12 protein-coding genes are annotated in these 12,671 nt (G+C 62.5%); 7 read left to right on the top strand and 5 right to left on the bottom strand.

Going from position 1 to position 12,671, the window contains the following annotated elements:
• The first annotated feature begins 25 nt into the window (after window positions 1-25).
• Window positions 26-1,357, top strand: coding sequence for an MFS transporter (locus ACQVLG_RS04590; protein ID WP_474293061.1), 1,332 nt, complete (start codon window positions 26-28; stop codon window positions 1,355-1,357).
• Window positions 1,358-1,431: 74 nt separating this feature from the next.
• Here ACQVLG_RS04590 and purM read toward each other — a convergent pair whose 3' ends face one another.
• Window positions 1,432-2,475, bottom strand: coding sequence for a phosphoribosylformylglycinamidine cyclo-ligase (gene purM, locus ACQVLG_RS04595; protein ID WP_034788683.1), 1,044 nt, complete (start codon window positions 2,473-2,475; stop codon window positions 1,432-1,434).
• Window positions 2,476-2,663: 188 nt separating this feature from the next.
• On the opposite strand from purM, the gene ACQVLG_RS04600 reads away from it, so the two are divergent.
• From ACQVLG_RS04600 to panB, 6 genes are all read left to right on the top strand, one after another.
• Window positions 2,664-3,746: an AI-2E family transporter gene (locus ACQVLG_RS04600; RefSeq protein ID WP_474293063.1), complete on the top strand. Its 1,083-nt coding sequence runs from the start codon at window positions 2,664-2,666 to the stop codon at window positions 3,744-3,746.
• Between the two features lie 76 nt (window positions 3,747-3,822).
• Window positions 3,823-4,491, top strand: a complete 669-nt coding sequence (gene hda / locus ACQVLG_RS04605; RefSeq protein ID WP_230539092.1) for a DnaA regulatory inactivator Hda — start codon at window positions 3,823-3,825, stop codon at window positions 4,489-4,491.
• Window positions 4,491-5,162, top strand: coding sequence for a histidinol-phosphatase (locus tag ACQVLG_RS04610; RefSeq protein ID WP_076566473.1), 672 nt, complete (start codon window positions 4,491-4,493; stop codon window positions 5,160-5,162). The genes hda and ACQVLG_RS04610 overlap by 1 nt, the downstream gene beginning before the upstream one ends.
• On the top strand, window positions 5,155-6,525 hold the full coding sequence (gene pcnB / locus ACQVLG_RS04615) for a polynucleotide adenylyltransferase PcnB (RefSeq protein WP_474293065.1): 1,371 nt from the start codon (window positions 5,155-5,157) through the stop codon (window positions 6,523-6,525). Before ACQVLG_RS04610 ends, pcnB begins: the two co-directional genes overlap by 8 nt.
• Window positions 6,525-7,001: a 2-amino-4-hydroxy-6-hydroxymethyldihydropteridine diphosphokinase gene (gene folK, locus ACQVLG_RS04620; protein WP_474293067.1), complete on the top strand. Its 477-nt coding sequence runs from the start codon at window positions 6,525-6,527 to the stop codon at window positions 6,999-7,001. The genes pcnB and folK overlap by 1 nt, the downstream gene beginning before the upstream one ends.
• Before the next feature lie 108 nt (window positions 7,002-7,109).
• A complete protein-coding gene (panB, locus tag ACQVLG_RS04625) occupies window positions 7,110-7,985 on the top strand; it encodes a 3-methyl-2-oxobutanoate hydroxymethyltransferase (protein ID WP_230539095.1) in 876 nt (291 codons plus the stop codon).
• A gap of 98 nt (window positions 7,986-8,083) precedes the next feature.
• On the opposite strand, the gene ACQVLG_RS04630 is transcribed toward panB, so the two are convergent.
• From ACQVLG_RS04630 to ACQVLG_RS04645, 4 genes are read right to left on the bottom strand one after another with little or no spacing between them, the layout of a single operon-like run.
• Window positions 8,084-9,571, bottom strand: coding sequence for an aldehyde dehydrogenase (locus ACQVLG_RS04630; RefSeq protein ID WP_474293069.1), 1,488 nt, complete (start codon window positions 9,569-9,571; stop codon window positions 8,084-8,086).
• A 30-nt stretch (window positions 9,572-9,601) separates the two neighbouring features.
• Window positions 9,602-10,453, bottom strand: coding sequence for an ABC transporter permease (locus tag ACQVLG_RS04635; protein ID WP_474293071.1), 852 nt, complete (start codon window positions 10,451-10,453; stop codon window positions 9,602-9,604).
• Entirely contained in the window at window positions 10,450-11,379 is a 930-nt protein-coding gene (locus ACQVLG_RS04640) for an ABC transporter permease subunit (RefSeq protein WP_474293073.1), read from the bottom strand. Before ACQVLG_RS04640 ends, ACQVLG_RS04635 begins: the two co-directional genes overlap by 4 nt.
• A gap of 7 nt (window positions 11,380-11,386) precedes the next feature.
• On the bottom strand, window positions 11,387-12,535 hold the full coding sequence (locus ACQVLG_RS04645; RefSeq protein WP_474293075.1) for an ABC transporter ATP-binding protein: 1,149 nt from the start codon (window positions 12,533-12,535) through the stop codon (window positions 11,387-11,389).
• Between the last annotated feature and the right edge of the window lie 136 nt (window positions 12,536-12,671).

Genomic DNA, 12,671 nt, shown 5'->3' on the forward strand with positions numbered 1-12,671 from the left:
TCGATATCGATTGGAGACTAGATATATGGATAACAATCCGAACAATCCCAAAAAGGCCAAAGAGCTGCGGAAAGTCGTGATGGCCAGCGTGATCGGCGCCACCATCGAGTGGTATGACTTCTTTTTATACGGCGTCGTCGCCGGCATCGTATTCAGCAAGCTGTATTTCCCGGGCGGCGATCCGCTCGTCTCGACCATGCTGGCCTACGGCACCTTCGCCGTGGGCTTTCTGTCGCGTCCCATCGGCGGCGTAATCTTCGGCCACTTCGGCGACAAGATCGGCCGCAAGAGCATGCTGGTGATGACCCTGATGATAATGGGTATCTCCACTTTCCTGATCGGCGTGCTGCCGACCTACGACCACATCGGCTACTGGGCGCCGGGATTGCTGCTGTTCCTGCGCGTGCTGCAAGGCATCGGCCTTGGCGGCGAGTGGGGCGGCGCCGTGCTGATGGCGTATGAATATGCACCGCCAAAGGAGCGCGGCTTCTACGCCAGCCTGCCGCAGATCGGCCTGGCCATCGGCCTGTGCCTCGCATCGGGCGTGGTGGCAATTTTGTCCTACAGCCTGACGGATGCGCAATTCCTGTCCTGGGGCTGGCGCGTGGCCTTCATCCTGTCGGCCGCTCTCGTCTTCATCGGCATGTGGATACGCCTGAACGTGATGGAAACGCCCGAATTCCAGGCCGTCAAGGAAAAGAACGCGGAGACGCAAATCCCATTTTTCGACCTGCTGAAGCGCTATCCGGGCAATGTATTGAAGGGCATGGGCGCGCGCTACATCGACGGCGTGTTCTTCAATATCTTTGGCGTGTTTTCCATCACCTACCTGACCAACACCATCAAGATAGACCGCACGGAAGCGCTGATGGGCGTGATGGCGTCGGCCGTCGTGATGTGCTTTTGCATCCCCTTCTTTGGCCGCCTGTCGGACCGCATCGGCCGCAGCAAGGTGTTTTTCTGGGGTTCATTGATCACGGGCGTGTCGGCCATCCCCGCCTTCTGGATCATGCTCAACCACGCCGACAATCCGCTGCTGCTGTGGTGTTCCGTGATCATCCCGCTGGGCGTGCTGTATTCAGCCGTGTACGGCCCGGAAGCGGCCCTGTTCTGCGACCTGTTCGACGCCAAGGTGCGCTATACGGGCATTTCCTTCGTGTACCAGTTCTCCGGCATCTTCGCCAGCGGCCTGACGCCCATCATCGCCACCTACCTGCTGAAAACGGGCAATGGCGAGCCATGGCACATCGTCGGCTACATCCTGTTCGCCTCCCTCGTCTCGGCCGTCAGCGTGGCCATGATCGGGAAAGGAGGCTCGCAACCGGATGGCCGCATGAAGCCGGCGCACGCAAGGTAAGCGGTAAGATATATCGCGGCGTAAAAAAAGGCAGGCCTCTCGCGAGTGCCTGCCTTGTTTGTTCAAGCGACAGCTTAGATAACAATGGTTTGATGCTCATCACCCACGCGGGCGCGGATGGTGCCGATGCGCGAGACGGTTTCGCCGGCCGCTTGCAATTGCGCGATGGCGGCATCCGCGTTTTCCTGCGAGACGATGACGGTCATGCCGATGCCGCAGTTGAAGACGCGGTGCATTTCGGCGTCAGCCACGCCGCCGTGCTGTTGCAGCCACGTGAACAGCGGCGGCATGGTCCATGCCTTCGAGTCCAGCTCGGCCACCAGGCCAGGCTGCAGAACGCGCGGGATGTTTTCCACCAGGCCGCCACCGGTGATGTGCACCATGCCCTTGACTTCCATGGCATCCATCAGGGCCAGCAGTGGCTTGACGTAGATGCGCGTCGGCTGCATCAGCACGTCAGCGAGTTTACGGCCATGGAAGTCGCCTTCCAGGTCCGGTTTTGCCACTTCGATAATCTTGCGCACCAGCGAGTAACCATTCGAGTGCACGCCCGACGAGGCCAGACCCAGCACCACGTCGCCTGGGGCGATCTTGGTGCCGTCGATGATTTTCGATTTTTCCACGGCGCCGACGGCAAAACCTGCCAGGTCGTATTCGCCGGCCGGGTACATGCTCGGCATTTCCGCCGTTTCGCCGCCGATCAGCGCGCAACCGGCTTGTTCGCAACCCTGGGCGATGCCCTTGATGACGTCGGTGGCAATGGCCACATCCAGCTTGCCGCAAGCAAAGTAGTCGAGGAAGAACAGCGGTTCGGCGCCTTGCACCAGGATGTCGTTGACGCTCATGGCGACGAGGTCGATGCCGACCGTGTCATGGCGGTTCAGTTCGAACGCCAGGCGCAATTTGGTGCCGACGCCGTCGGTGCCCGAGACCAGCACCGGTTCCTTGTACTTCTTGCTGATTTCAAACATGGCGCCAAAACCGCCCAGGCCGCCCATCACGCCTTCGCGCAAGGTGCGCTTGGCAAACGGCTTGATTGCTTCGACTAAAGCGTCGCCTGCGTCGATATCGACGCCAGCGTCACGGTAGGAAAGGGAAACATTAGAAGTCTGGTTCATGGTGTGGTGGCAGCGGAGGCGGTAAAATAGAAGGCGGATACCCGCCGGCACGCGCGCGCAAGCATGTTTTTCAACATCGTGCGGCAGGACGCCAGCGGGTGAATTCGGTCGATCAAGTCGCTATTTTATCAAACTGCCCCGCCATTTCGTAATTAACTGCCTTTTTTTAACGCAACAGCACAAACTACATGCCATTCGCCATCACCGCCGAGCAGAAGCAAACAGCATTTTGGATCGCGGTCTGGCTGGCATTCTTGCTGCTGCTCGTCAGCCTGGGTCCTATCCTGACGCCCTTCCTGGCCGCCGCCATCCTCGCCTACGTGCTCAATCCCGGCGTGGACCGATTGCAGCGCCTGCATTACAAGCGTTTTTACGTGCCCCGCCCGCTTGCCGTGCTGGTCGTCGTAGTGTTGTTTTTCCTCGCCATTACGGCGCTGGTGCTCATCGTCGTGCCCGTGCTGCAAAAGGAAATTCCCCTGCTGCAGGCGCAAATCCCGCAATTTCTGAGCAAGGCGAACGAGTTCCTCGCGCCGAAACTGCGCGACCTGGGCATCCGCGTGCGCCTGGACGGCACGGGCATCAAACGCATGCTGAGCCAGCAGATGGCCACCAGCGGCGATGAAATCTGGAGCACCGTGCTGGCCTCGGCGCGCATCGGCGGCACGGCCGTGCTGGGCTGGCTGGCCACCGTGGTGCTGATTCCCGTGGTGCTGTTCTACCTGTTGCTGGACTGGCATCCGATGCTGGCGCGCATCGCCGGCGCCGTGCCGCGCCGCTGGGTCGGCCGCACTGTGGGCATGGCGCAGGAAGTCGACACGCTGCTGGCGCAATACCTGCGCGGCCAGTTGCTCGTCATGCTGGTGCTGGCCACGTATTACTCGGTGGCGCTGGCCATCGCCGGTTTTGAAGTTGCATTGCCCGTGGGCATCATCACGGGCTTGCTCGTATTCATCCCCTACCTGGGCTTCGGCCTGGGCCTGATGCTGGCGCTGATCGCCGCCCTGCTGCAGTTCGCCGACTGGAGCGGCGTCATCGCCGTCGCCATCATCTATGGTTGCGGCCAGGTCATCGAAGGCTTTTTCCTCACGCCGCGCCTGGTCGGCGAGCGCATCGGCCTGAACCCGCTGGCCGTGATCTTCGCCTTATTGGCCTTCGGACAACTGTTCGGTTTCGTCGGCGTTTTGCTCGCCTTACCCGCTTCTGCCGTCCTGATGGTCGCTTTTAAGCATCTAAGACGCCACTACCTCTCCAGCAGCTTCTATAATACCTAGTAAAAGCGGATATCATATCAACCTAGCAATACCACGATGCACATGCAGTAATGAAAAACAGGACAAGGCGTACGCCATGAAACAACTGGTGCTCGATTTAGGCACAGACCAGGCGCACAGCCTCGATACCTTCGAGGTGGGACAGAATGCCGAAGTGGCGCAGCTGATGCGCCAGTTCGCCGCGCGCACGTCGCGCGAACATTTTGCCTACCTGTGGGGCGAACTGGCCGCCGGCAAGAGCCACCTGCTCAAGGCCCTGGCCAGCACCGAGCGCGCGCGCTACATTTCGCCATTCTCGATCGAGTCCGAATTCGTGTATTCGCCCGATGTGGATTTATACCTGCTCGACGACTGCGAAAAGCTGTCGCCGCTGGCGCAGATCGACGCCTTTGCCCTGTTCAATGAAATCCGTGCCAACCAGGCGTTCATGGTGTGCAGCGGCGCCGTCCCGCCCGCCGTGCTGCCCGTGCGCGAAGACTTGCGCACGCGCATGGGCTGGGGCCTGATCTACCAGATCCACGGCTTGACGGACGATGAAAAAATCGCCGCCCTGACCCAGGCGGCCACCACCCGCGGCTTGACCTTGTCACCGGGCGTGTTACCCTATCTGCTGTCCCATTTCCGGCGCGACATGCGTTCGCTGTCGACGATGCTGGACTCTCTCGACCTCTACTCCCTTGAAACCCAACGCCCGATCACCTTGCCATTGTTGCGCGAGTTGCTGCAGGCGGAAGCGAAAGAATGATGAATCTGGCCCTGTTTGACCTCGACCACACCCTGCTGCCCATCGACTCGGATCACGAGTGGGGCGAATTCCTGGTACGCATCGGTGCCGTGGACGCCGCCGAATTCACCCGCCGCAACGACGAATTTTTCGCGCAATACCAGGCCGGCACGCTCGATCCGGTGGAATACCTGGAATTTTCCCTCGGCACCCTGGCGCAATTCCCGCGCGAACGCCTGGAAGCGCTGCACCGCCAATTCATGGCCGAAGTGGTCTTGCCGGCGATCCGCCCGGAAGTCGTTGCCCTGCTGAAACAACACCAGGACGCGGGCGACCTGCTGGCCATCGTCACGGCCACCAACCATTTCATCACCAAACCCATCGCCGATGCACTGGGCGTCGAACACCTGCTGGCCGCCATGCCCGAATATGACGAGCAAGGCAATGTCACGGGCAAGCTGCTGGGCACGCCGACTCTGGGCGCGGGCAAGCTGACCCACACCCACGCCTGGCTGGAAAAGATGGGCAAGGAACTGGGACAGTTCGAGCGCAGCTATTTTTACAGCGATTCGCACAACGACATTCCCCTGCTGTCGGTCGTGACCCACCCGGTCGCAACCAATCCCAATGCCGCGTTGACAGCACACGCATCCCTCCACGGCTGGCCATCACTCCACTTATTCAATGATTAAAAAATTCATCCGCAAGATCCTCGGCGTTAAAAAAGAGGCAGCGCGCGACACCACGGCTCCCATCGTGCTCGGTCCTGCGCAACACGGAATCGACCCGAAACTGGTGTCGTCGAATGCCATCCGCGTCACCAGCAGCCTGCAGGAAGCGGGCTTCGAGGCCTTTGTCGTCGGCGGCGCCGTGCGCGACCTGCTGCTGGGCGTGAAACCCAAGGACTTCGACATCGCCACCAACGCCACGCCGGAACAGGTCAAGCGACTGTTCCGCCGCGCCTTCATCATCGGCAAGCGCTTCCAGATCGTGCATGTGATGTTCGGCCAGGATTTGCTGGAAGTGACGACCTTCCGCGGCGCCGGCGCCGACTCCGCGCCCAAGGATGAACATGGCCGCGTCCTGCGCGACAACACCTTCGGCCTGCAGCACGAAGACGCGCTGCGCCGCGATTTCACCATCAACGCCATGTACTACAACCCGGCCACGCAGGAAGTGCTCGATTACCACGGCGGCGTGGAAGACATCCGCGCCAAGACCCTGCGCATGATCGGCAAGCCGGAAGAACGCTACCGCGAAGACCCCGTGCGCATGCTGCGCGTGGTGCGCTTTGCCGCCAAGCTGAAATTCACCATCGAGCCGCACACGGCCGCGCCGATTCCCATCATGGCGCCGCTGATCAACAACGTGCCGGCGCCGCGCGTGTTCGACGAGATGCTGAAACTGCTGATGAGCGGCCATGCGCTGGCCTGCCTGCAGCAGCTGCGCAAGGAAGGCTTGCACCACGGCTTGCTGCCGCTGCTCGACGTGGTGCTGGAGCAGCCGCTGGGCGCGAAATTCGTCACCCTGGCGCTGGACGCGACCGACCAGCGCATCGCCGCCGGCAAGACCGTCTCGCCGGGCTTCCTGTTTGCCTCGCTGCTGTGGCACCAGGTGCTGGAAAAATGGACGGCCTACCGCGCCGCCGGCGAGTCGACCATCCCCGCGCTGCACCTGGCGGCCGACGACGTGCTCGACTCGCAAACGGAAAAACTGGCCCTGCAGCGCAAGATCGGCTCCGACATGCGCGACATCTGGTCGATGCAGCCGCGCTTCGAGCGCCGCGTCGGCAAAGCGCCGTACAAATTGCTCGAACACCTGCGCTTCCGCGCCGGCTACGACTTCCTGCTGCTGCGCTGCGCCTCGGGCGAGATCGACATGGATATCGGCGAATGGTGGACCGCGTTCTATGAAGGCGACGAAGAAACGCGCGAAGCGCTGCTCGTCAGCGCGAATGCAGCACCGGGCGCCGTCAAGAAGAAGCGCCCGCCGCGCCGCAGCACGCGCAGCAAAACGGGCGGCGGCACCACCACTGGCGGCACCAGCGGCGAATAATGCCAGTGATTGCTTACATCGGCATCGGGGCGAACCTGGGCGACGCGCGCGCGAATGTACAGGATGCGCTTGCGCGCCTGGCGCGCCTGCCCGGCGCATCCCTCGTGGACGCCTCGTCCAGCTACCGCACGGCGCCCATCGATTCCAGCGGCGACGACTACATCAACGCCGTGGCGCGCATCACGACCACCCTGCCGGCAGAGGAACTGCTGCTGGCCCTGCACGCCATCGAGGCGGCGCACGGGCGCGAACGGCCCTACCGCAACGCCCCGCGCACCCTGGACCTGGACTTGCTGCTGTACGGCGAGGAACAGATCGCCAGCGCCACACTGACGGTGCCCCATCCGCGCCTGACAGAGCGCGCCTTCGTGCTGGTGCCGCTGCTGGCCCTGGCGCCCGACATCGCCGTGCCAGGACGCGGCCCCGCGCAAGGCTATCTGGCGGGCGTGGCGGACCAGGCCATCAGCCAACTCTGAGCGCCACGCGGCATTGCTCTACAATGCCGCCCCTGCACGCCGCCCTATAAAGTACTACACTAGCGGCGTCGCAATAGCATCACACCCCTTTCACTCTAGAGAATACCTATGTCCGCTTATTTGCAAGGAACAGATCTGGCCGCAAAAGACAAGGCCGCCACACCGGCGCCGGCGCCATCCAAGCCTGTCGCCAACAAGGCCGTGACCATCCATACCCTGGCCACGTTGCGCGCCGCCGGTGAAAAGATCTCCATGCTGACCTGCTATGACGCCAGCTTCGCGTCCCTGATGGATCGTTGCGGCGTGGAGATCCTGCTGATCGGCGATTCGCTCGGCATGGTCTGCAACGGCCTCAACTCCACCCTGCCCGTCACCGTGGCCGAACTGGCTTACCACACGGCGTCCGTCGCGCGCGGCAGCAAGTCGGCCATGATCCTGTCCGACCTGCCGTTCGGCGCGTACGGCACGCCTGAAACGGCTTACGCCAACGCTGTCATCCTGATGCAGGCGGGCGCGCACATGATCAAGATCGAAGGCGGCGCCTGGCTGGCCGAGACCGTCCGTTTCCTCACCGAGCGCGGCATCCCCATCTGCGCCCACATCGGCCTGACGCCGCAATTCGTGCACCAGCTGGGCGGCTATAAGGTGCAGGGCAAGAGCACGGAAAGCGCCGCCGAGCTAAAAAACGACGCACTGGTGCTGCAAAACGCGGGCGCCGCCATCGTGCTGATGGAAGCCATGCCGTCGCAACTGGGCAAGGAAGTGACCGACATGCTGACGATCCCCACCATCGGCATCGGCGCCGGTCCCGATTGCTCGGGCCAGGTCCTCGTCATGCACGACATGCTGGGCGTCTTCCCAGGCCGCAAGGCGCGCTTCGTGCGCAACTTCATGGAAGGCGCGGCCAGCATCGACGAAGCCGTCACCGGCTACGTCAAAGCCGTCAAGGACGGCAGCTTCCCGGCGCTGGAACACTGCTTCTGATTGCACTTAGCGAGCCACTGATTGGCGCTTTAGTCCGCAGATGAAAGCCAGGGTCAGACCCGTCGGGTCTGACCCTGGCTTTTAGGCCAACAATACGCCTACCCCACCTGTATCCACGTCGTCTTCAGCTCCGTGTACTTGTCCAGCGCGTGCAGCGACTTGTCGCGCCCGTTGCCCGACTGTTTATAACCGCCGAACGGCACGGTGATATCGTCGCCGTCGTACTGGTTGACGTGCACGGTGCCCGCGCGCAGGGCGCGCGAGGTCTGGATGGCCTTGGTGATGTCCGAGGTCCACACGGCCGCCTGCAAGCCGTAGGGCGTGGCATTGGCCTGTTGGATGGCTTCCGCGATATTCGTAAAGCCCAGCACGGACAAGACGGGCCCGAAAATCTCTTCGCGCGCGATCGTCATGCCGGCGTCCACGCCGAAGATGGTCGGCTGCACGTAGTGGCCGCCCGTATCAAGGCGCACGGCCTCGCCGCCGCCCAGCAGCTGCGCGCCTTCGCTCTTGCCGGCCGCGATATAGCCCATCACCGTTTGCATCTGCGTGGCGTCGACGATGGCGCCCATGACGGTGGCTTCGTCGAGCGGATCGCCTGGCTGGAAGCGGGGCAGCATGGCCAGCGCCTTGGCGATAAATGCATCCTTGATCGATTCTTCCACGAACAATCGCGAAGGCGCATTGCAGCTTTCGCCCTGGTTGAAAAAGATGGAGCCGACGGCGGCCGCCACGGCCTTGTCCAGGTCAGGACAATCGGCGCACACGATGTTGGCGGACTTGCCGCCCAGTTCCGTCCACGCCCGTTTCAAATTCGACTGGCCCGCCATCTGCACGATCAATTTCCCCGTGCGCGTGGAGCCCGTAAAGCCGATGCAATCGACATCCATGTGCAGCGCCAGCGCGGCGCCGGCCTCGTTGCCGTAACCTGGCAGCACGTTGAAGACGCCCGCCGGCACGCCCGCCTCCAGCGCGATGTCGGCCAGGCGCAAGGCCGTCAATGGTGATTTTTCCGACGGTTTTAATATGACGCTGTTGCCGGCCGCGAGGGCCGGCGCGATCTTCCAGGCGGCCATGATCATCGGATAATTCCACGGCACGATGGCGGCGACGACGCCCACCGGTTCGCGCGTGATCAGGGCCAGGCTGTTGGCCGGGGTCGGGGCGATTTCATCGTAGACCTTGTCGATCGCCTCGCCGTACCAGCGCAGGCAATTGGCCGTGGCGCCCACGTCCACGCTCTGGCTGTACTTGATCGGTTTGCCCATGTCCAGGGTTTCCAGCAGGGCCAGCTCGGGACCGTATTTCTGCACCAGGTCGGCGAACTTGATCAATACCCGCTTGCGCTGCGCCGGCGACTTGCCGGCCCAGCGGCGGTCGTCAAAAGCGGCGCGCGCGGCCTGCACGGCCGCCTCCACGTCGGCGCCGTCGCAGCGGGCCACTTGCCCCAGCGAGCGCCCGTCGATGGGCGACAGATTGTCGAAAGTCTGGCCGGCCCTGGCCGCGACCCGTTCGCCGTTGATGACGGCGCGCCCATCGATCTTGATCGCTGCGGCCCGTGCGTGCCAGCTGGTGTTTTCCGTCATGGTCGTCTCCTGTGTCAGTTTACAAGCAGCTTACTCCTGGTCCAGCGAATACGCCGCGGACATCTGTTTGCGGCGTCTGCGGTCGGCGCGCGCCAGCATCAAGGCATACGCGATGACGGCGATGGTCACGACGAGGATGGTCAGCGCGGCGATGGCATTGACGCGCGGGTCGAGCCCCAGGCGCGCGCGCGAAAAGATCACCAGCGGCATCGTCGTCGAACCGGGACCGGACAGGAAAGCGGACAGCACCACGTCGTCCAGCGACAGGGTAAACGTCAGCAGCCAGGCTGAGGCCAATGCCTGCGTGATGTTCGGCAGGGTTACGAGGAAAAACACCTGGTGCGCGCGGCAGCCCAGATCCATGGCCGCTTCCGCCAGCGATTTGCTCATTTCCTGCAGGCGCGACTGCACCACCACGGCCGCATACGCCATGCCCAGCAGGGTGTGACCGAGCCAGATGGTCAGCACGCCCCGCTCGGGGAAACCAAAGACCTTTTGCATGGATACCAGCATCAGCAGCAGGGACAGGCCGATGATCACTTCCGGCATCACCAAAGGCGCGCTGACCATTGCGGAAAACACCGTGCGGCCACGGAAGCGCTGGTAGCTGGTCAGGGCAAAGGCGGCAAAGGTGCCGAGGATGACGGAAGACGTCGCCGACATAAAGGCGATCTTCAGGGATAAACCGAAGCCCGAGATGATTTCCGCATCGTTCATCAACTCGCTGTACCAGCGCAGCGAAAAGCCGCTCCACACCATATCCTGGCGCGAGCTGTTGAACGAGAAGACGATCAGCACGATGATGGGCAGGTACAGGAACAGGTAGCCCAGCGAGAGCCAGCCGCGCCCGAACCAGCGCTGCAGGAAGGTACGTCCGTTCATGTGCGCTCCTCCGCGTCCTGGTCGGTCTTGTATTTGTTAAAAATGGCCATCGGCACGAGGATCAGCAGGATCACCAGCACCGTCACGGACGAGGCCATGGCCCAGTCGTTATTGGTGAAATATTCATCCCACAGCACTCTGCCGATCATCAGGGTTTCCGGACCGCCCAGCAACTCGGGAATCACGTATTCGCCGACGGACGGAATGAACACCAGCATGGCGCCGGCGATGATGCCCGACTTCGACAGGGGCACGGTGATGCGCCAGAACGCATGCAGGGGCGTGGCGCCCAGGTCGGCCGCCGCTTCCAGATAACGCACGTCCATTTTCACCAGGTTCGCGTACAGGGGCAGGATCATGAACGGCAGATAGGCATACACCATGCCGACAACCAGCGAAAACGAGGTGTTCATCATGTGCAGCGGTTCGCTCACCACGCCCAGCGCGAGCAACAGGTCGTTGAGCAAGCCGTGGTTGGCCAGGATGCCCTTCCACGCATACACGCGCAGCAGGAACGAGGTCCAGAACGGCAGCATCACCAGCATCATCAGCACGGGCCGGATCGATGGCCTGGCGCGCGCCATGAAGTAGGCGAACGGGTAGCCGATGAAGAGGCAGATGGCCGTGGTGATGGCCGCGTATTTGATGGAACTGAGGTAGGTGAGCAGATACAGTTCGTCGGCGGCGATGAACAGGTAGTTGGCGATTTTCACCTTCAGCACGACGATACCGTCGACGTACGACAGCAGGCCGCCGAACGGGCTGCCCGCCGTGTCCATGTCGGACAGGCTGATACGCAGCACGATCAGGAACGGTACCAAAAAGGCGGCCGTCAGGAACAGCGCGGGCACGGCGATGACGGCGTTGCGCCCAGTGACCCAACGCAGGGTGACGAGCTTGCGCAGCGATTGCAGAATGGACGTCATGGTAGCCTCAGCTGGTCAGCACGACGATGTCGGCGCCATCCCACCACACCCACACGCGCTGTTCGCGCTCGAGGCGCGCGGCGTCGTGGCGGGCCGCGTTGGTACGCGAGACTTTCACCACCGTGCCGCTGTCGAGGCGTACGTGGTAGCTGGTTTCATTGCCAAAATACGCCATGGCGACGATCACGCCCTGGGCGCAGTTGTAGCCGTGTTCCGCTGGCGAAGCGCGTTCTTCCAAGGCGGGCGGTTCGGTCTGGATGCCGATCTTTTCGGGGCGCACTGCCACCGAGACATCCATGCCCAGGTTGCCCGTGATGCCATGCGCGACATAGTGGCGGCCGTCGGGCGTGTCGATGACCACGTGATCGGGTTCGTCTTCCGTGATGCGGCCATCGAACAGGTTGACGCTGCCGATGAAGTCGGCGACGAAGCGGCAGTTCGGCGTCTCGTAGATTTCACCCGGCGCGCCCACCTGCAGGATGCGCCCCTCGCTCATGACGGCGATGCGCGTGGCCATGCTCATGGCTTCATCCTGGTCGTGCGTGACCATCACGCACGTCACGCCCACCTGCTCGATGATGTTGACCAGTTCCATCTGCGTGCGCTCGCGCAGTTTTTTATCCAGCGCGCCCAGCGGCTCGTCGAGCAGCAGCAATTGCGGACGCTTGGCCAGGCTGCGCGCCAGCGCCACGCGCTGCTGCTGGCCGCCCGACAGCTGGTGCGGCTTGCGCTTCGCGTACTGCCCCAACTGCACCAGCGCCAGCATCTGTTCGACCCGCGCCGCCACTTCCGCTTTCGGCAAGCCGTCGCGACGCAGGCCGAAGGCGATGTTGTCCCACACGGACAAATGGGGGAACAGCGCGTACGACTGGAACATCATGTTGATGGGCCGCTGGTGCGGCGGCACGTCGACGATGCTGTTGCCCGCCAGGGCGATGCGCCCCGAGGTCGGCGTCTCGAAACCGGCCAGCATGCGCAGCAGGGTCGACTTGCCGCAACCTGAGCTGCCCAGCAGGGCGAAAATCTCGCCCTTGTTGATCGTCACGGAAATGCCATCGACGGCACGCACGCCATCGAATTCCTTGACCAACTGATCAATCAGCAAGAAAGGCGCTTGGGCGTCGCTGGCCGACGCGGCAGGTGTTGCTATCGTCATGTGTGGGTAGCTTCTAGGTAAAAGGGTGTCAAAATGAAAAACTGGCCGCTGTAGTAGCGGCCAAGATGGAAGTTTAGCGGAACTCACCCGCATGTGCTGTGAAAATTATGATTTCTGTGGCGCATTCAGCAGAAAT

Source organism: Janthinobacterium sp. TPC_1 (assembly GCF_056037845.1).

Coding starts and splice junctions, on each gene's coding strand:
- folK (WP_474293067.1), top strand. CDS start 6,525: ATGCCAGTGATTGCTTACATCGGCATCGGGGCGAACCTGGGCGACGCG.
- pcnB (WP_474293065.1), top strand. CDS start 5,155: ATGATTAAAAAATTCATCCGCAAGATCCTCGGCGTTAAAAAAGAGGCA.
- ACQVLG_RS04600 (WP_474293063.1), top strand. CDS start 2,664: ATGCCATTCGCCATCACCGCCGAGCAGAAGCAAACAGCATTTTGGATC.
- panB (WP_230539095.1), top strand. CDS start 7,110: ATGTCCGCTTATTTGCAAGGAACAGATCTGGCCGCAAAAGACAAGGCC.
- ACQVLG_RS04645 (WP_474293075.1), bottom strand. CDS start 12,535: ATGACGATAGCAACACCTGCCGCGTCGGCCAGCGACGCCCAAGCGCCT.
- ACQVLG_RS04590 (WP_474293061.1), top strand. CDS start 26: ATGGATAACAATCCGAACAATCCCAAAAAGGCCAAAGAGCTGCGGAAA.
- purM (WP_034788683.1), bottom strand. CDS start 2,475: ATGAACCAGACTTCTAATGTTTCCCTTTCCTACCGTGACGCTGGCGTC.
- ACQVLG_RS04630 (WP_474293069.1), bottom strand. CDS start 9,571: ATGACGGAAAACACCAGCTGGCACGCACGGGCCGCAGCGATCAAGATC.
- ACQVLG_RS04610 (WP_076566473.1), top strand. CDS start 4,491: ATGAATCTGGCCCTGTTTGACCTCGACCACACCCTGCTGCCCATCGAC.
- ACQVLG_RS04640 (WP_474293073.1), bottom strand. CDS start 11,379: ATGACGTCCATTCTGCAATCGCTGCGCAAGCTCGTCACCCTGCGTTGG.
- hda (WP_230539092.1), top strand. CDS start 3,823: ATGAAACAACTGGTGCTCGATTTAGGCACAGACCAGGCGCACAGCCTC.
- ACQVLG_RS04635 (WP_474293071.1), bottom strand. CDS start 10,453: ATGAACGGACGTACCTTCCTGCAGCGCTGGTTCGGGCGCGGCTGGCTC.